The sequence below is a fragment of the Patiriisocius sp. genome (assembly GCF_051252435.1).
Taxonomy (GTDB): domain Bacteria; phylum Bacteroidota; class Bacteroidia; order Flavobacteriales; family Flavobacteriaceae; genus Patiriisocius.
The window spans coordinates 563697-580506 of record NZ_JBPOFW010000001.1 but is presented as its reverse complement, the minus strand read 5'-3'; the positions used below and the strand labels follow the sequence as shown (position 1 = coordinate 580506).

Annotated in this window: 18 protein-coding genes; 6 read left to right on the top strand and 12 right to left on the bottom strand. The window is 35.7% G+C overall.

Annotation, left to right across the window (positions count from 1 at the left end):
• Window positions 1–74 precede the first annotated feature (74 nt).
• On the top strand, window positions 75–1925 hold the full coding sequence (locus ACSHW7_RS02580) for a SulP family inorganic anion transporter (protein ID WP_435677752.1): 1851 nt from the start codon (window positions 75–77) through the stop codon (window positions 1923–1925).
• Window positions 1926–2035: 110 nt separating this feature from the next.
• Here the strand turns inward: ACSHW7_RS02580 and ACSHW7_RS02575 are convergent, their stop codons facing one another.
• The 6 genes from ACSHW7_RS02575 to ACSHW7_RS02550 all read right to left on the bottom strand — a co-directional run bounded on the left by ACSHW7_RS02575 (window position 2036) and on the right by ACSHW7_RS02550 (window position 6938).
• Window positions 2036–2665 carry a carbonic anhydrase family protein gene (locus ACSHW7_RS02575; protein WP_435677751.1) on the bottom strand — a complete coding sequence of 210 codons (630 nt, stop codon included), beginning with the start codon at window positions 2663–2665 and terminating at the stop codon, window positions 2036–2038.
• A gap of 10 nt (window positions 2666–2675) precedes the next feature.
• Window positions 2676–3482, bottom strand: a complete 807-nt coding sequence (locus ACSHW7_RS02570) for a universal stress protein (protein WP_435677750.1) — start codon at window positions 3480–3482, stop codon at window positions 2676–2678.
• Window positions 3483–3501: 19 nt separating this feature from the next.
• Window positions 3502–5103: a SulP family inorganic anion transporter gene (locus tag ACSHW7_RS02565; RefSeq protein ID WP_435677749.1), complete on the bottom strand. Its 1602-nt coding sequence runs from the start codon at window positions 5101–5103 to the stop codon at window positions 3502–3504.
• A gap of 131 nt (window positions 5104–5234) precedes the next feature.
• The gene (locus ACSHW7_RS02560; RefSeq protein WP_435677748.1) at window positions 5235–5558 is read right to left on the bottom strand and encodes a hypothetical protein; all 324 of its coding nucleotides are present in this window, start codon (window positions 5556–5558) and stop codon (window positions 5235–5237) included.
• Window positions 5555–6226: a TetR/AcrR family transcriptional regulator gene (locus ACSHW7_RS02555; RefSeq protein ID WP_435677747.1), complete on the bottom strand. Its 672-nt coding sequence runs from the start codon at window positions 6224–6226 to the stop codon at window positions 5555–5557. Before ACSHW7_RS02555 ends, ACSHW7_RS02560 begins: the two co-directional genes overlap by 4 nt.
• A 151-nt stretch (window positions 6227–6377) precedes the next feature.
• Window positions 6378–6938: a CvpA family protein gene (locus ACSHW7_RS02550; protein WP_435677746.1), complete on the bottom strand. Its 561-nt coding sequence runs from the start codon at window positions 6936–6938 to the stop codon at window positions 6378–6380.
• A gap of 122 nt (window positions 6939–7060) precedes the next feature.
• On the opposite strand from ACSHW7_RS02550, the gene ACSHW7_RS02545 reads away from it, so the two are divergent.
• The 4 genes from ACSHW7_RS02545 to ACSHW7_RS02530 all read left to right on the top strand — a co-directional run bounded on the left by ACSHW7_RS02545 (window position 7061) and on the right by ACSHW7_RS02530 (window position 10954).
• Window positions 7061–7417 carry a hypothetical protein gene (locus ACSHW7_RS02545; RefSeq protein WP_435677745.1) on the top strand — a complete coding sequence of 119 codons (357 nt, stop codon included), beginning with the start codon at window positions 7061–7063 and terminating at the stop codon, window positions 7415–7417.
• A gap of 127 nt (window positions 7418–7544) precedes the next feature.
• Complete coding sequence (gene pheS, locus ACSHW7_RS02540) at window positions 7545–8564, top strand: phenylalanine--tRNA ligase subunit alpha (protein ID WP_435677744.1); 1020 nt, start codon at window positions 7545–7547, stop codon at window positions 8562–8564.
• 137 nt (window positions 8565–8701) lie between these two features.
• The gene (locus ACSHW7_RS02535) at window positions 8702–9097 is read left to right on the top strand and encodes a hypothetical protein (protein WP_435677743.1); all 396 of its coding nucleotides are present in this window, start codon (window positions 8702–8704) and stop codon (window positions 9095–9097) included.
• Window positions 9098–9286: 189 nt separating this feature from the next.
• Window positions 9287–10954 (top strand): helix-turn-helix domain-containing protein, encoded by a 1668-nt coding sequence (locus tag ACSHW7_RS02530; protein WP_435677742.1) that lies wholly within the window; start codon window positions 9287–9289, stop codon window positions 10952–10954.
• Here the strand turns inward: ACSHW7_RS02530 and ACSHW7_RS02525 are convergent.
• Complete coding sequence (locus ACSHW7_RS02525) at window positions 10951–11955, bottom strand: NAD(P)H-dependent glycerol-3-phosphate dehydrogenase (RefSeq protein ID WP_435677741.1); 1005 nt, start codon at window positions 11953–11955, stop codon at window positions 10951–10953. The genes ACSHW7_RS02530 and ACSHW7_RS02525 overlap by 4 nt on opposite strands.
• Window positions 11956–12238: 283 nt before the next feature.
• Here ACSHW7_RS02525 and ACSHW7_RS02520 point away from each other — a divergent pair, with 283 nt between their 5' ends.
• Complete coding sequence (locus ACSHW7_RS02520) at window positions 12239–13171, top strand: nicotinic acid mononucleotide adenyltransferase (protein ID WP_435677740.1); 933 nt, start codon at window positions 12239–12241, stop codon at window positions 13169–13171.
• A 74-nt stretch (window positions 13172–13245) separates the two neighbouring features.
• Here the strand turns inward: ACSHW7_RS02520 and nadD are convergent, their stop codons facing one another.
• The 5 genes from nadD to ACSHW7_RS02495 form a co-directional block, all read right to left on the bottom strand.
• Complete coding sequence (gene nadD, locus ACSHW7_RS02515; RefSeq protein WP_435677739.1) at window positions 13246–13836, bottom strand: nicotinate (nicotinamide) nucleotide adenylyltransferase; 591 nt, start codon at window positions 13834–13836, stop codon at window positions 13246–13248.
• Window positions 13833–14462 (bottom strand): guanylate kinase, encoded by a 630-nt coding sequence (gmk, locus tag ACSHW7_RS02510; RefSeq protein ID WP_435677738.1) that lies wholly within the window; start codon window positions 14460–14462, stop codon window positions 13833–13835. The genes nadD and gmk overlap by 4 nt, the downstream gene beginning before the upstream one ends.
• Entirely contained in the window at window positions 14462–15319 is an 858-nt protein-coding gene (locus ACSHW7_RS02505) for a YicC/YloC family endoribonuclease (RefSeq protein WP_435677737.1), read from the bottom strand. The genes gmk and ACSHW7_RS02505 overlap by 1 nt, the downstream gene beginning before the upstream one ends.
• 62 nt (window positions 15320–15381) lie before the next feature.
• The gene (locus tag ACSHW7_RS02500; protein ID WP_435677736.1) at window positions 15382–15750 is read right to left on the bottom strand and encodes an SdpI family protein; all 369 of its coding nucleotides are present in this window, start codon (window positions 15748–15750) and stop codon (window positions 15382–15384) included.
• Window positions 15743–16714: a YheT family hydrolase gene (locus ACSHW7_RS02495; RefSeq protein ID WP_435677735.1), complete on the bottom strand. Its 972-nt coding sequence runs from the start codon at window positions 16712–16714 to the stop codon at window positions 15743–15745. Before ACSHW7_RS02495 ends, ACSHW7_RS02500 begins: the two co-directional genes overlap by 8 nt.
• Window positions 16715–16810: the final 96 nt, after the last annotated feature.

Below are 16810 nucleotides of genomic sequence, written 5' to 3'. Positions count from 1 at the left end.
AGGATTTTTTAACACCTTTATAGTTACTAAGGTGTTTTTGTTTGTTACTAATTTCAACCCAATACTATCCTTCTATGTTCAAAAATATTTTTACAAATTTTAGAGGAAACATTTTTGGCGGTATTACCGCCGGTATCGTTGCATTACCATTGGCACTCGCCTTTGGGGTGCAATCTGGTTTAGGACCTAGCGCGGGACTTTATGGAGCCATTATGATTGGGTTTTTTGCGTCCCTTTTTGGAGGAACTAATACTCAAATCTCGGGGCCTACAGCTCCAATGACTGCTGTATCTATGGTTGTTATTGCTGGAATCATAGCTGCTAATAATGGAAGTGTAGAAGAAGCGTTGCCTTATATTTTATTAGTATTCTTACTGGCAGGATTATTTCAAATTGTTTTAGGGGTTTTAGGTTTAGGAAGGTATATAAAATACATTCCATATCCCGTAGTCTCTGGGTTTATGACAGCCATTGGAGTCATTATTTTAATTACTCAAATCCTGCCAATGCTAGGATATTATACAGTAGATGATAAGGATTATATAAGTCAATTTAAACCCCAAGCAGAGGAAGTATTACTTGACAAGATTCTTCAAGAAGAAGCGGGCGAAGGAATATTGGTATTAGAGGATTTTGAAGAAACCGTAAGACGCGCAAAAAGAATAAACGCGGCAGATATTGATGCAGAAGCAATGATACTTGCTAAGACCGCGGGTTCGGGAGTTTTGGGTGCTACAAAATTAATTCCAAGGGCGTTTCAAAATATTAAATTATTGGAATTGGGATTGGCCCTAGCAACCATTTTTATAATTTTTGGTTTTAAAAGAATCACAACAAAAGTGCCAAGTACACTGGTTGCTTTATTGGTTGTAAGTGCCGCTGCCTATTTTCTGAAATGGGACTACAAACCAATTTCTGAGATTCCCTCAGGATTCCCAGGTTTAAATCTAGATATGTTTGCCAATTTTGAATTCGGACAAATTTCGCCATATATATTTACCGCGTTAACACTATCTTTTTTAGGAGCCATTGACTCATTGTTGACTTCAGTTGTTGCTGATAATATGACCAAAACAAAACACAATCCCAATCAAGAATTAATTGGGCAAGGAATAGGGAATAGTATAGCATCACTTTTTGGTGGATTACCGGGAGCAGGCGCAACTATAAGAACCGTAGTAAATATCAATAGTGGTGGAACTACCAAACTTTCAGGGATGATTGCTGCAGTTGTATTACTACTTATTACACTTGTTTTAGCTCCTGTTGCATCGCAAATTCCAGCAGCTGTATTGGCCGGAATTTTAATAACAGTAGGAATTGGTGTAATGGACTACAAAGGCTTAAAAGCAATTCCTAAAATGCCAAGGAGCGAAGTTATTATAATGCTTGTTGTGCTTGTGCTTTCGGTTTTTTGGAATCTGGTTTACGCTGTTGGTATTGGGCTGGTTTTGGCTTCATTGATTTTTATGAAAAAGATTGGGGATGCAAGTGCAAAACGATCTAAAATTGTTCAGCTTTCAAATTCAGATGAATTGGTACTACATTGGAAAGATGAGGCTAATTTTCCTCAGAAATTAAAAGAAGAAGTTTTTATCAAAAGGCTCGACGGTCCTCTTTTCTTCGGAAATACAAATGACTTTCAAGAACTCGCAAAGAGCATCCCAGAAACCGCAACACATCTTATCATTAGAATGGGGAAAGTACCCTACATAGATCAATCTGGACTGTATGCCTTAGAAGATTTAATGCTAAGATTGTTTAAATCTGAGGTTAAAGTAATCCTCGTCAACCTTCAAAAACAACCTAGAGTGATGATGGAAAATATTGATATTATTCCAGATTTGATTCCAGAGAAAAGGATTTTAAAAAACTTTAAAGAAGTAATGGTTTATATCAATAATAATGTGGAAGATGTTGTTTAACAGAATCTTTCTTAGATTTTAGTATTATTTAATGCTAAGGCAAATTTCCTTTAAAGAAAAAAATCGGCTACATTATTATATGTAGCCGATTTTTTTTAATGAACATGTATTTATTCATAAAAATCAACCATTCCTGTAGCAATATCATACATTCCTCCAACAATTTTTATTTCGCCATTATCCTCCATTTCTTTTAAAACTGGACTTTTTGAGCGAATGTTTTTCATGGTCATCAAGACATTTTTTTTAGATACTGTATCTACAAAATCTAGATTTTTTGAAGTTCTTTGACTCTCTTCTTTTGGTTCTGTAACGGCATCCACAGCAGGTTCAATCTTTTTAATTAAAGCTGTTAAATTACCCAAGCGAGCATGGTCACAAGCGCCTTTTATTGCACCACAACTTGTATGACCTAAGACCATTATCAATTTTGTTCCTGCTAGTTTTGATGCAAATTCCATACTTCCTAGAATATCTTCATTTTCAAAATTACCAGCGATACGAATACTAAAAATATCTCCAAGCCCTTGGTCAAATACCAGCTCTGCCGAAACTCTCGAGTCAATACAACTTAATATTGTTGCAAAAGGAAATTGTCCGTCTGAGGTATCATTTACTTGTTCGAGTAAATTACGGTTTGCTTTTAAATTGTTTTGAAAACGTACATTTCCTTCCTTTAGGAAATTGATCGCTTTCTCTGGCGTCATTGTATTTTGTGTTTCCTGTGTGTGTGCTTTCATAATTTGTATTTTATGTTAAATTATTATTCAATACCAATACGGGTACGTTTATTTTTTCGATTGTCTTAGCAATCGCATTTTTTAATTCTCCTTTAATAGAAGCGCTCTTATCTACACATAATAAGGACAAATTGTTTTTTGAGATAAAATTCACCATGTCTGTTTCCTTATTATTGAATTCAAAGACAATAGCCTTGTTCTTCGTCTCATTTTCTTTGGTGTCCAAGTTATCAATAATACTATTCCTAAAAACTTTAAAAGGCTTTTTATAATGATGTCTTATGTCATTTACAAGTGCAATGTTTTCAATGCCATCAATAGTGTTTAAAAAACCAATGGATTGGTCGTTAAAAGTAGTCAGCCCGCTCTCATTGCTAGAGATTAAAACACTACCGTTGTAGTTGTTCATTAAGTACTTGGTTAATTGATCACCAAAAAGCCCAAAAAGCTTTTTCTTTCGCTTACCAACAACAATAATATCTGGTTGGGTAAAATCAATTCGGTTTTTGATTTCATTTTTTACATTGCCAAATGTAAAATTACTAATTACCGGTACACCTTCCCTGTTTTTGATTTTTGAAGCGACTTCAGACAGTTTTTTTTCTCGGTCATAACGTTTCTTATCAATTGCTCGCATTGAGGCTATTTGATTTTCAAATTTTACCACACTTGTGGGTGGTTCTACTTGAAAAACATCAATGCTCCCATTGATTAATTTAGCGAAATCTACAGCGTCCATTAGAGTTTTGTGAGATTCAGTTGTATTGTCTATGAGGACTAACAGCTTATAATTTGATTTATTTGAATGTGTTTTCATTTTTCCTTTCTTTAAATTCTCAAGCTGTTTTTTTAGGGGTCAATTTGAAAAACTCAATAAAACTATCCGGGTTTTCAACAGTACCTCTTTCTGAAATAATCTGAATATCAATATTTCGATTTCGAGCTTTTTCTGAAAAATCTTCTAGAATTTCAATAATATCATGATCCAAGAAACGTGTTTTTCTTACATCTAATTCTAAATACGAATCTTTAGGTAAGCTATCAAGCTCTTTTAAAATTGCTCCTTTATTGAAGAAAGTAACTTCTTCTGCGAGCGTCATTTTAATCCTGTGCTTTCCATTACTGTTTTTATCTTCAATATGTAAGAAGTGAGAGTTTTGGAAACTCTTTATTAAAATTACAACTACCCCAACGGCAAGACCTAGAGCAATTCCAATCAATAAATCTGTGAAAACAATACCTACCACAGTGACTACAAATGGGATAAACTGTTTCCATCCCAGTTGGTACATGTGCTTGAATAATTTTGGCTTTGCCAGTTTATAACCAACAATAAAAAGTACGGCTGCTAATACTGAAAGCGGAATCATATTCAAAATTGTAGGTACCAATATCACCGAAATCAATAAAAAGAAACCGTGAATAATGGCTGACATTTTAGACTTTCCACCCGACTGAATATTTGCTGAACTTCTAACTATTACTTGTGTAATAGGAAGTCCGCCAATCATTCCAGAAATCATGTTACCAGTACCCTGTGCCAACAATTCTCGGTTTGTGGGTGTTACTCGTTTCTGGGGATCTAATTTATCTGTTGCTTCAACACATAAAAGCGTTTCAAGACTTGCTACTAAGGCAATTGTGAAGGCTGTAATCCATATTTGAGGATTTCCAATTTCAGTAAAATTAGGCATGCTAAACTGCCCAATAAAAGAGTCAAAACTATCTGGGATTGGAACAGTTACCAAATGCTCGCTCGAAATACCCCATGTTTCATTTCCTTGAGTTAAGATGAAATAAATAATACCTATAGCAACTGCTACGAGTGGTCCTTGAATAAGCGTAAATATTTTCGCTTTTTTAGATAGTACTCTATCCCATAAAATTAAAATGGCCAAACCAGCAACGGCAACGATAGTAGCTCCTGGGCTAATATAATCTAATGTTTTAAAAATTTCAGAAAACGTATTTTCACCATCAACTTGGAAAAATGAGAAATCGCCTTCTGGGTCTGCATCGTAGCCAAAGAAATGCGGTATTTGTTTTAGGATAATAATGATACCAATACCGGTAAGCATCCCTTTAATTACTGAAGAGGGGAAATAATATCCAATAATTCCAGCCTTTAAAAGACCGAAAACCAATTGGATGGCTCCACCAAGCACAACGGCAAGAAGAAAGTTTTCAAAACCCCCGAGAGCACCAATGGCGGTTAATACAATAGCTGCGAGACCTGCTGCTGGACCACTTACACCTACTGAAGAACCACTAAGTGCGCCAACAACAATACCTCCTATTATACCAGCAATAAGCCCAGAAAACGCTGGTGCGCCACTGGCTAACGCAATCCCTAAACATAGTGGGAGTGCGACAAAGAAAACAACGATACTTGCTGGGAGATCGCTTTTAAAATTTTTAAATGGATTTGGACTATTCATTTTTTAATAGAATTTATGAAATGACAGCACGTATTTTGATGCTACATTGTAGTTTAATAATTTGAATTGAGTCAATCAAACAAGGACCTCAAATGAGTGAACGTTTAAATTGATAAGAATGAAGAATGATATTAAACTAGCTCCGGAGGAGGGATAAACATATCAAGAACTAGAGAAAGCTCTTTTGATACAATTAATTTTGAAGTCTCAATATAAGAGTTTTCAAAAATTAAATAGTCATATTTAGGTAAATTAAAATCAGTGAAAGCCTCAGAAGAATCATCATCACCCACTTCCTGATTATTCTCTTCTTCAATGATTGTACTAACCGTAGCTGGGCCAGTTTGATTGGCTAATACAATTCCATTTAGTACGGGTTGTCCAATCAAAGCAATTACAAACAGCAAGATTATATAGTCTGCAGCAAATTTCTTTATATAAAGTAGTCCTTTCATGCCGCGATGGTTTTTAGAACTAAATCCCGATAAAAAGTAACGATAGTATTTTCTCCATTTTCAGCATCTGTAAGTGATGGCAAATGCTTACTAAAATATCTTTGGTGATGCGCTCCTTCTATCACTGTAGAAACGAGCATATTTGGAAAAGCAAATGAAGGATTCACCTCGAGTACCATCTCGCTAATACGTTGTACTACCCGTTTATAGGTTTTGTAATATCCTTTTTTGTTTTCTTTATCTATATCTTTTGTGTGATACGCTTTTGATGATTCAGCAATAATAATACGATTTAATAGTACCTCGTTGATGTACGAAAACGAATTATCCTCCTCTACTTTGCTTGTTATTATCTCAATGGCATTGCTCAATTTTTCAGCCGAAGCCGGAACATTTAATGTTGAAAAAACAAGTTTGTATTCAATCCAACTCCAATACCAGCTTGTCAAATAGACCAATAAAGCATGTTTACTTTCAAAATAGCGATATATTGAACTTTCATTGGAACCAATAGCCGCACCTAATTTTTTAAAAGTAAAACCCTTAAACCCTAACTCATCGATCATAACGATACTTTGGCACACAATTTTCCTCCCAAGCTCAGAAGATTCTGGGTTCTTGGTGTAAAGGTTAGGGTCTATTGTGATATGTACCTGCAGTTGTTCCATTCGATTAAACACAAATATAAATATAATAGTATTACTATTATGATTTAAAAGTTTAACAAATTTTTAAATTGAAGCCATAACAGTAATTTTCCTTTAAAAAATGGAAAGAAAAGTATCTTCGGAAATTTGACTTAAAATAAAGATTGAGTACTTAATTTAAAGTGTCATTTTCAATCACTGGCAAGGAATCTTCGGGTGTAATTTTGTCTTCACCATTATATATTTCGACCTCTTTTAAAATTTGGGGAAGAAGCATTGGTGCTAGAGAAGCAATAGGTTCGTATAAAATAGAATCTGCTTTTTTCTCTTCAGAAATCATAAAACCACTAGCCGCTGTGGATGCGTTGATAAACATAAATATCACCGAAATAATGAAAGCAAATTTCAGCGCATTAAAAAGCCCGCCCAACAATTTGTTGAGTAATCCGAGTGCTGCAAAATCGGCTATTTTGGTGAGTAGTTTTCCAGCCAAACTTATCGTAAGTAAAATAACTAAAAATGTTATCCCAAATGCCGCTAGTTGAATGGTTTGCTCATTCCAATCTACATTATCAACTAAATAATTGGCCGCGTAGCCAGAAAAATAGATGGCACCATACACCCCAAAAATAAGACCAAGTAATGAAGCTAACGTGGAGAAAAGACCTTGCGAAAGCCCTCTGTAAAAGGCGTAGATTAAAATAATTCCGAGAATGACATCAATGATACTCATTTTTAAAAGTTTGGAGGTTATTTGTAAAATCTAATTTACTATAATTGTAAATATACAATAATCACGGTTTGTTAAAGTGACCAAAGTTTCCGCACGATATTAAAGTTTGCTAACTTTGCAACATGGCAAGAGACGAACAATTAAAGCAACGGTGGGAAGCAGTGGTTACAATGTTGAGCAATAAATTTGCTGATGGTGACCCCTTGGATTTGGATGCCATTATTTACTTAGTTGGCGTGCAGGAATTGGGACAATTGCACAGAAAATTTAAAAAAGACGAAAAGGTAAACTTAATGCACATTGCAATTTGCAGATTGCTGGAGCCCTTTGGATACTACGAATTTGAATATTTTGATGATGCCGGCTGGCCCCATTTTAAAATATTGGAAAATTTGCCGCCACTCAAAGCTGGTGAACAAAGTGTGTTGATGAAAGACGCAATTGTCCATTATTTTTTAGAGAAGAAGGTAATTGATTAAAAGATAAAAGGGAGTTTGTTTAAAATTTCCGAAGCTAAAATTCCAATTTTTAAAGGAGGTAGAAGTTGCGGAGTTTCTGTAATTTTGCCATCTTAATAATAGCTTCCCGTCTTCACGGGAAATGAATATGATAGAGAAAATAAAAGAGCATATTGCCCAGGTTGAAGCTTTTACAGCGGCAACGAAAGAAGAAGTTGAAGATTTCAGGATTAAATATTTGGGGAGCAAAGGCCTCTTAAAAGATTTTTTCAGCGAATTTAAAAACGTAGCAAACGACCAAAAAAAGGAATTTGGTCAAGTTGTGAACACACTTAAAAATGCTGCGCAGGAAAAAGTAGAAATTTTAAAGGACTCTCTCGAAAGTAAAGAAGAAGTGAAGGGCATTTATGGAGATTTATCCCGCCCCGGCGCGCCTATTGAGTTAGGATCCCGCCACCCTATTTCTATTGTAAAAAATAAGATTACTGAAGTGTTTTCAAACATAGGTTTCAACGTTAGTGAAGGTCCAGAAATTGAAGACGATTGGCATAATTTTACCGCATTAAATTTACCCGAATACCATCCAGCGCGAGATATGCAGGATACGTTTTTTGTTCAAACTGACCCCGATGTTCTTTTGCGCACACACACCTCGTCTGTCCAAGTGCGTTACATGGAAAACAACCAACCACCCATTCGTACGATTTCGCCAGGACGCGTGTATCGTAACGAAGCCATTAGCGCAAGAGCGCACTGCTTTTTCCACCAAGTGGAAGGCTTATACGTTGATAAAGGGGTGAGTTTTGCAGACCTTAAACAAACGCTACAATTTTTCACTACGGAAATGTTTGGCAAATCAAAAATACGTCTGCGCCCTTCTTATTTTCCATTTACAGAGCCAAGTGCAGAAGTAGATGTATATTGGGGCCTTGAAACCGAAATAGACCACAAAATAACTAAAGGAACCGGTTGGTTAGAAATCATGGGATGCGGAATGGTTGACCCCAATGTTTTGAAAAATTGTGGTATCGACCCAGAAATTTATAGCGGCTTCGCGTTTGGGATGGGTATCGATCGTATTGCTATGCTACTGCACCAAATTCCAGATATTAGAATGTTGAGTGAAAACGATGTACGTTTCTTAGAGCAATTTAAGAGTGCATATTAGTGAAATTCAATTTTGAGAATCCGCTTTTTAGTGGCGCACTCAAAATTGCAAGTTGAACTTTTTCTGCTGCTGAACAAATAAGTAAATTACATATTATATTTCCGAAGTAAAAAAATCCGCTTTCACGAGCAGAAAACATGAGAAAAGATATTGAAATTCCAGAGGTAAAAGATATTTACATTGCTGCGGTGTATGAATTCAATGAGGATTATAATGTGCACGACTGGAATATTTATATGATTAACGATGGCACATCTCCTATTGAAACAGTGCTAATTGTTGCACAAGGCTATAACGAAAAGAAGATGACGGCGCCTATGCGCAAAACGATTAAAATAATTCCCGCAAAGGGATTTGCTAAAATTGAGTTCATTGATGAGAGCGTTTTTGTGCTCGATAATTTCTTCACAATAACCTATTTTAAGGATGATAAAATGTTTGATAAGCGTTTTGAAATTCCGCGTAATTCTATTATGGAAGACAACGCAGTTGATCTTCCTGTGATGCCCAAAAAGGGGGTTCTTGCCAGATAATTTCTGTTAATTTATAAATCTAGTGTTGCTTTTTTAAACGTAATGTTCTGAAAAACAAACGCATATGTTTTGTTGTTTCTGAAATGAGCTATTTTCAACTTTTGAGGTGGTAAAGAATACCTACCTTTATAGTAATCGAAAACGTGTGTCTTATTACGAGACCTTTTTTAAAAATTAAGCAATCATTTTTTGAAATCACTTTACTTCATTTTTTTATTCCTAAGTTGCTCTTTAATATATGGGCAGGAATATAGTGATGCTTATTTAGAATCTAAAAGTGATGACTATTTAGGGTTGCTTTTTGATTTGAAAGTAAAGGATACACTAACGGCCATTCAAATTTCTCGGGTGGTTATTGAACGTGCTAAAAAGAGTAATGATTTTACTCAGATTGCCATTGGATACGAACAGTTGGCTCGTGTTTCTAAAATTCCGCAGACGTTGCAGTATTTGGATAGCGTAACACATTACGCGATTAATAGTGACCATATCGATTTTCCAGCAATAGGATATCTCTACAAATCGTTTTTTCAATATTACAATCAGCAGTATGATGCAAGTTTAAAAAACGCGATATTAGGATATCATTCTGCAAAGAAAAAAGGGAACGTGGAGCAAAAAATTGCAGCACTGAATGTTATTTCAGGAATTAATAGGCTTTGGGGAAACTACCAAAAAAGCCTTGATACAGATTTTCTTGCATTGAAATTATTTGAGGATGTACCAGATTCTAAAATTTCGGTTTCCGACTATTTAAATACCTTGAAAGGTATAGGCTCTAGTTATTCAAAACTTAACAAACCTGAAGAGGCGCTGCATTATTATCAGCTTGGAATTGAAAAGTCCCTAGCGAAGGGTGATAGTATAATGTACCGAAGCTTTGTTTCAAAAACAGCGGCACCGCTCATATTACAAAACCGAATGCGTTCTGCCAAAGACAGTTTATTAAAGGGAGATGAATATAGAGAATACTACGACAGGAGTTATATGTATGATTATTACTACGAACTTGCTCAAATTTATTTTGGTCAGAGTTCTGAGGATTATGCCATACGTGCTTTAGAAAAAGTTGACGCTTTATATGAAGAAGATACTATGTTGTTTCCAGAATTACCTAAGGTTTACAGTAGTTTAATCGCTTATTACAAAGAGAAAGGAAATAGAGAAAAGCAAATTGATTATTTGTATAAATTAAATGATGTTACCAATCAAATAAACACGAGACAGGCAAAAATAAAAAGCCGAACAAACGAGGAATATATCATTCCTCAGTTGGTTGAAGAAAAGGAAAATAGGATTGATTTGCTAGAGATAGAAAATAAAATTTCAGCAAATAAGATGCTGCTCGTCATTGGTTTATTGGGATTGAGTTTATTTTTATTGGGATATTACATCAATAGACAATGGGTGTATAAAAAACGATTTCAGAAATTAATAACAACTAAAGAGGACAAAAAAGTGGATGCTTCTTCGTCTGCTTCAAAACAAGAAATTTCAGCCGAAATTATTGAAGATATTTTAAAACAATTAGACACTTTTGAAACTAAAAAGAGTTTTACTTCGTCAACACTCACGCTTAATAAAGTCGCGAAGTCTTTCGGAACAAACTCAACGTATCTTTCCAAAGTGATCAACTTGAAAAAGGACAAAAATTTTTCTCAATATTTAAACGATTTGAGAGTCGAATATGCCATGGAGGAGTTGAACGAGAACCCAAAATTTAGAAAATATACCATTAAAGCAATTGCCCAAGAAAGCGGTTTTAAGAGTGGCGAATCATTCTCAAAAGCCTTTTATAAAAAGTATAAAATTTATCCGAGCTACTACTTAAAGCAGTTGTTGGCTAAGGGTGATTAATTTAACTTCTCTGTCAACTTTGCCATTACCTTTTTAGGGTTTTTGTTTTCGTATAAAATTTCATAAATCGCATTGATAATGGGGGTTTTGGCTTTCTTTTTTCCTTTGTCTTGATTGAGTTGGTATGCACTTTTTGTTGCATAATATCCTTCTGCAACCATGCTCATTTCCATTTGGGCGCTCTTTACAGTGTAGCCTTTTCCTATCATATTACCAAACATTCTATTACGACTAAAAACCGAATAGCCCGTCACCAATAAATCGCCTAAGTAAGCCGAATCGTTAATATCTCGTTTCATTTTGTGGACTTTTTTCACGTAGCGTTTCATTTCGCGGATGGCGTTACTCATCAGCACGCTTTGAAAGTTATCGCCGTAGCCTAATCCGTGCGCGATACCCGCCGCGATGGCATAAATATTTTTGAGCATTGCCGCATATTCGGTTCCCATTACATCATCGCTGGTAGTACATTTAATATAATCGCAACTCAAGTGGTCGCACACCAATGTTGCTTTTTCTTCATCCGCACATGCGATGGTTAGGTAAGAGAGTCTTTCTAGAGCTACTTCCTCAGCATGACAGGGCCCCGAAATAACACCAATATCATTAAAAGGCACATCATAATACGTAAAAAAATGGTCACCAACGATAAGGCTGGTTTCTGGGACAATCCCTTTTATGGCAGAGAATATAGTCTTTCCTTTTAGGGGCTCGGTTAGGCTTTTCAGCTCGCTGTATAAGAAAGCAGATGGGATCACAAATATCAAAATATCTGCGTAGCGCACCATCTCATTGATGTCGTTGTTGAGCATTAACTGTGAAGGCTTAAACTCTACCGAGCTCAAATAATTAGGGTTGTGCTGTTCTTTTTTTATGTGCTCTGTGGCATACACGCTGCGCATGTACCAGCCCACGGTATCAAGGTTTTCGCACAACATTTTTACGATTGCTGTTGCCCAGCTTCCGCCACCGAACACGGCAAATTTTGGTGATTCTTTCATATATAAATACCCATAAATTGGGTGAGGTTTAGCTTAGATTCCTTATAAAAACTCCAGTAAAAATAGGCAAAAGATTTCAAATGGATATAAGGCTCAAACAGCACACACATCTTTTAAACACGTATAATTTCCGAAGCTATTTTACGCTTTTTTTCTTCGGAAATGTTAGCCATTGTAAAAATTTCTGAAGCGTAAAAACTAAGTAATAAACTAAAAATCAACAACTTATAAATTTGGCACGCTTTGTGGAAATTAGAAGGTATTAACTTTAAAAGGCTGAAATATGAAAACGACAAAACTATTTTTAATGATGAGTGTCCTAGCCCTAATGTTCACTTCATGTTACACTGAAACTGTAATCGTAGAAGATACCATTATAGAACCACAGCCCAGCGTAACACTTGCCGATTTATTATCTGACTACGAATTGTGGTACGTGGATGTAAATCAGAGCAATGCAAATGGGGAAATTCCATTTATGCAAATCGCCTTTACGCTGTCGTTTGAATATGGCACTTTGTACGCCAATAATAACTTAGTGGGTATCGGCGACCAAGGTTACGGCTTAGGGATTGATGTTGGGTATTACAATACCAACGGATTTGATTTGATTATTTCGCATGACCTAGACGGAAACAATAGATTTGAAGTTACACAATTGAATTACAATACATTGGAATTATTTAACAGAGCGACGGGTAGCTATTATACGATTATTGGGTATCAAAGAGACACCTTTGATTACAATGCACTGTTTTATGATAACATCCATTATTTTGTGCAGGAGTATGTGACTTGGGAAAAAACATATTCAAGCCAAGAAGGTGCTATCAATGAATTTGACAATGAAAATTTTGTAGCATTTTTACCGGGCGGTGGTGACGGAAACTTTAAAAGTAGTCAAGATCAAAATGGCACAAACCCAAACAACATTTTCTATGACTACACAGGGATTTATAATGTGGATGATGTCACCGGAAATCGATATTTAAAATTCTTAACATTAGATTATGATTTCTTAGGCAATGAATATTTTGAAATGAGCGTTATCGACGACAGAACAATTTCTTTATATCATCCAAATAGTGGCACGACTTATGAGTTTACTGGAAGAGGATATATTCAGTATAAAAATGGAGAAGGTCAAGAAAGAGGGAAACTGAGATTGTCAAAAGAACAAATAGAAAAGCAAATGGTGAAGATTAGCACCTTTTAATATACAACGATTTTTGGTTGGTTAGTAGCCGCCTCAATTACTCTACTCGAGTAGTTGGGGCGGTGTTTTTTAGGCTACTTATAAAAATTCATCTCATCGAGATATTCCCAAACGTTTTGAGGAAGCATTGGTTTGATGTTCTTTTTGTCTTTTACCGCCTTACGGATAAAGGTAGAAGAAAGCTCCATAATGGGAGCAGGAACTTTTGAAATTTTAGGGTGATTATCAAATTGCGTTTCTATTGTACCGCTGGAAATTCTTGGATAGACATAGATAGAATATCGGTCTAAAATCACTTCGTAATTTTTCCATTTATGAAGGCTTTTTAAATTGTCCTCTCCCATAATCAAACAAAAATCTAGTTCGGGATATTTTTCCTCCAAAACTGCTAATGTATTTACCGTATAATTGGGTTGCGGAAGATTAAACTCGATTTTGCTGGATTTTATTTTTGGATAGTCCTCAATCGCGATGTCAACCATGGCAATACGATGATGGTTGCCAAGAAGCGAACTTTTCTTTTTATGTGGATTGTGAGGTGTTACGACCATCCATACTTCGTCCAAGTCACTAAACTCCACCATGTAATTGGCAATCGTTAAATGCCCTATATGGATGGGATTGAACGTGCCAAAATAAAGCCCTATCTTTTTTGAAGTATTCATTCCTCTTCTTTTGAAACTGCGTCTTTTTCTAATTTTACATCATCAAAAAGAGGTTTTGAGATATGTTCTTTCACTAATCTTTCAGCCTCCACAAGTGCGTGTTCTAGCGTGTCATTTAAAATAATATGGTCGAAACGAGGAGCGGTTGCCATTTCTACGCTCGCTTTTGCAATACGCATATTTATTTTTTCGTCACTTTCGGTTTTGCGCTTTTTGAGCCTTATTTTAAGTTCGTCCACGCTAGGTGGTTTTACAAATACGGCAAGTGTTCGTTCTGGATATTTCCGCTTTATGCGTAATCCGCCTACAACATCGATATCAAAGATTACGTTTTTACCCATCGCCCAAATACGTTCAATTTCACTTTTTAAGGTACCATAAAAATTATCGCGATAGACTTCTTCCCATTCTAGAAAGTCTTCATTTTTTATGTGCTGTTTAAAATCCTTCAGGCTTAAAAAGTAATAATCCTTTCCGTGCTCTTCTTCGCCACGAGGTTCGCGCGAAGTCGCAGAAACAGAGAACTCTAGATTTAGTGCATCGTTTCCAAGTAAATTTTTTACAATCGTTGTTTTCCCACTTCCAGATGGCGCGGAGAATACGATTAATTTTCCTCCTTTAGTCATTACAAAACGTTTAAAGCCTGCTCTTTTATTTTCTCTAATTCATCCTTCATTTGTACCACGAGTTGTTGCATGGGTGCAAAGTTTGATTTACTACCAATTGTGTTAATCTCACGACCTATTTCTTGAGTGATAAACCCTAATTTTTTCCCGTTACTGTCATCACTATTTATAGCCTCTCTAAAATAGTTGATGTGGTTTTGCAAACGCACTTTTTCCTCGGTAATATCATACTTTTCTAAATAGTAAATGAGTTCTTGCTCAAAACGATTTTCATCTACTTTTTCTTTTAAGTCAGACACCGCAGTACGCAAACGATCCTTCACATTTTCAATACGTTGAGAGTCTATTTCAAGAACTTCGTTGAGTCGTTCTTCAATGGTATTTACCCGTTCTAAAAAGTCGTTTTTTAAAACTTCGCCTTCATCGCTACGGTATGTGTTTATTTGAACTAATGCTTCTTCTACCGCTTTTAAAATTTCAGCAAACTCAGACTCATCCACTTCTTCACGTTCGGTTTTTAAGGCATCTGGCATGCGCATTGCCATTTTGAGTAATTCGGTTTTATCGCCGTCAACTACTTTTGCCAATTGCGACATATATTGTTTTACAACCGTTTCATTAAGTTGTGTTGAGGTTTCTTCGCCAGTACTTTCAACGTATAAGCTCAAATCAATTTTTCCGCGTGTCAAGGCATTGGCAAGCATTTTACGAATGTCCAATTCCTTCTCACGATACGCCGAAGGCACGCGAGAGCTCAAATCCAGCCCTTTGCTGTTGAGAGATTTTATCTCTACGCTAATTTTTTTTGAAGGTAATTGAATTACAGCTTTACCGTAACCCGTCATTGATTGAATCATAATCTTACATTAAGAGTGCAAATGTAACTAATTCAAAATTCAGAAGTAGGAATTCAGAAACGCTAATTGTTTAATCGTTTTCCCTCGTCATCAAAATTTTTCTTGATGAAATTTTCGGTCATGGGTAATGTCAACAGCAATAAAAGTGTATTTCCTATGACTGAAATAAGGATGATATATTTCGGAAAAAACAAATAAGAAAATACGGGAAAGATGATGCTCCACAACGAAATTTTAATCAAAGCTTTTGCCGAAAATATATTGGCAGCGTCCCAAACCTCTTGCGTTTTCATGGAACGGCGCGTTCGATATCCATACAGATGATTGATGTTTTTCGGCGGAAATTTCAGAAAAATAAACCCTATTATTAGCATGAATACGCAGTAGCCAAGCCCCATTAATAATTCCTGAAATGCTGTCAAATCATTCATGGTCTGTTATAAATTTAAGCGTTCTTTTTTCGGAATAATACACCGCATTCGATTTGTGAAACCCAACATGTCCACCTGTTTTAGGAACTTCAAGGTATATATTTTTATGGTTTTTTGCAATGTCAAAAGGGTAACATTCTGGCGATAAAAAGCTGTCATTTTCAGCATTCAAAATGAGTACTGGAATTTTAATATTAGGTAAATATTGCAGCGCGCTCGATTTTTCATAATAGTCAAAAGCGTCTTTAAATCCGTGTGCTTTTGCTGTATAGCGATGGTCAAATTCTAACAGATTTTTTATCTGTTTTAACTCCTCAGCATTCATTGCATCTGGAAAATATACCATTTTACGTTTGTATTTTTTCCGAAGATCATTAATAAATGTTTGGCTATAAACCACATTTTCGGGCTTTATCAATTGTTCCAACGCACCTCGTAAATATAATGGCACCGATACCCCTACAGCACTTTTTATTTGCTTCGGAAATGTATCTCGTTCGCCCAGATATTTTAAAATTACATTTCCACCAAGGCTAAACCCAATGAGGGCAATTTCGTCATACTTATAATTTGACAAAATGTGTTCAATAAGTTCATCAAGATCTTCGGTACGCCCGCTATTGTAAGAAAGATACAGTCTGTTTTCTTCGCCGCTACAACCTCTGTGGTTCATGGCAGCGACATCCCATCCATTTTCAATGAGAATTTTTCCTTGACCTTTCATGTACGTGCGTTGCGCATTGCCCTCAAGACCGTGCATTAAAATGGCAAGTTTTGTAGTTTTTTCTTCAGAAATTTCAGCGAAAGACCAATCGGTATCTATAAAATCTCCATCGCTCAATTCTAATCGCTCGCGCTGTTGTTCCAGCACAGGACTGGGACGCAATTTTGCCGAATAAATAGTGGCGAAATGTCCATTTTTAAAAAGTGCTTTTGCTTTGTATGATGATTTTAGGATTGGCAATTTGATGAGGTTTTGTTTAAAAAATAAAATTACAAACTATATATTTTGATGTCAACGATTAGGAAGATCTATTTGTCTTTATTGTTGAATTCTTTT

What these genes read in the sequence shown, in the direction of transcription:
- ACSHW7_RS02580 (WP_435677752.1), top strand. Translation starts at nt 75, where the DNA reads ATGTTCAAAAATATTTTTACAAATTTTAGAGGAAACATTTTTGGCGGT.
- ACSHW7_RS02575 (WP_435677751.1), bottom strand. Translation starts at nt 2,665, where the DNA reads ATGAAAGCACACACACAGGAAACACAAAATACAATGACGCCAGAGAAA.
- ACSHW7_RS02570 (WP_435677750.1), bottom strand. Translation starts at nt 3,482, where the DNA reads ATGAAAACACATTCAAATAAATCAAATTATAAGCTGTTAGTCCTCATA.
- ACSHW7_RS02565 (WP_435677749.1), bottom strand. Translation starts at nt 5,103, where the DNA reads ATGAATAGTCCAAATCCATTTAAAAATTTTAAAAGCGATCTCCCAGCA.
- ACSHW7_RS02560 (WP_435677748.1), bottom strand. Translation starts at nt 5,558, where the DNA reads ATGAAAGGACTACTTTATATAAAGAAATTTGCTGCAGACTATATAATC.
- ACSHW7_RS02555 (WP_435677747.1), bottom strand. Translation starts at nt 6,226, where the DNA reads ATGGAACAACTGCAGGTACATATCACAATAGACCCTAACCTTTACACC.
- ACSHW7_RS02550 (WP_435677746.1), bottom strand. Translation starts at nt 6,938, where the DNA reads ATGAGTATCATTGATGTCATTCTCGGAATTATTTTAATCTACGCCTTT.
- ACSHW7_RS02545 (WP_435677745.1), top strand. Translation starts at nt 7,061, where the DNA reads ATGGCAAGAGACGAACAATTAAAGCAACGGTGGGAAGCAGTGGTTACA.
- pheS (WP_435677744.1), top strand. Translation starts at nt 7,545, where the DNA reads ATGATAGAGAAAATAAAAGAGCATATTGCCCAGGTTGAAGCTTTTACA.
- ACSHW7_RS02535 (WP_435677743.1), top strand. Translation starts at nt 8,702, where the DNA reads ATGAGAAAAGATATTGAAATTCCAGAGGTAAAAGATATTTACATTGCT.
- ACSHW7_RS02525 (WP_435677741.1), bottom strand. Translation starts at nt 11,955, where the DNA reads ATGAAAGAATCACCAAAATTTGCCGTGTTCGGTGGCGGAAGCTGGGCA.
- ACSHW7_RS02520 (WP_435677740.1), top strand. Translation starts at nt 12,239, where the DNA reads ATGAAAACGACAAAACTATTTTTAATGATGAGTGTCCTAGCCCTAATG.
- nadD (WP_435677739.1), bottom strand. Translation starts at nt 13,836, where the DNA reads ATGAATACTTCAAAAAAGATAGGGCTTTATTTTGGCACGTTCAATCCC.
- gmk (WP_435677738.1), bottom strand. Translation starts at nt 14,462, where the DNA reads ATGACTAAAGGAGGAAAATTAATCGTATTCTCCGCGCCATCTGGAAGT.
- ACSHW7_RS02505 (WP_435677737.1), bottom strand. Translation starts at nt 15,319, where the DNA reads ATGATTCAATCAATGACGGGTTACGGTAAAGCTGTAATTCAATTACCT.
- ACSHW7_RS02500 (WP_435677736.1), bottom strand. Translation starts at nt 15,750, where the DNA reads ATGAATGATTTGACAGCATTTCAGGAATTATTAATGGGGCTTGGCTAC.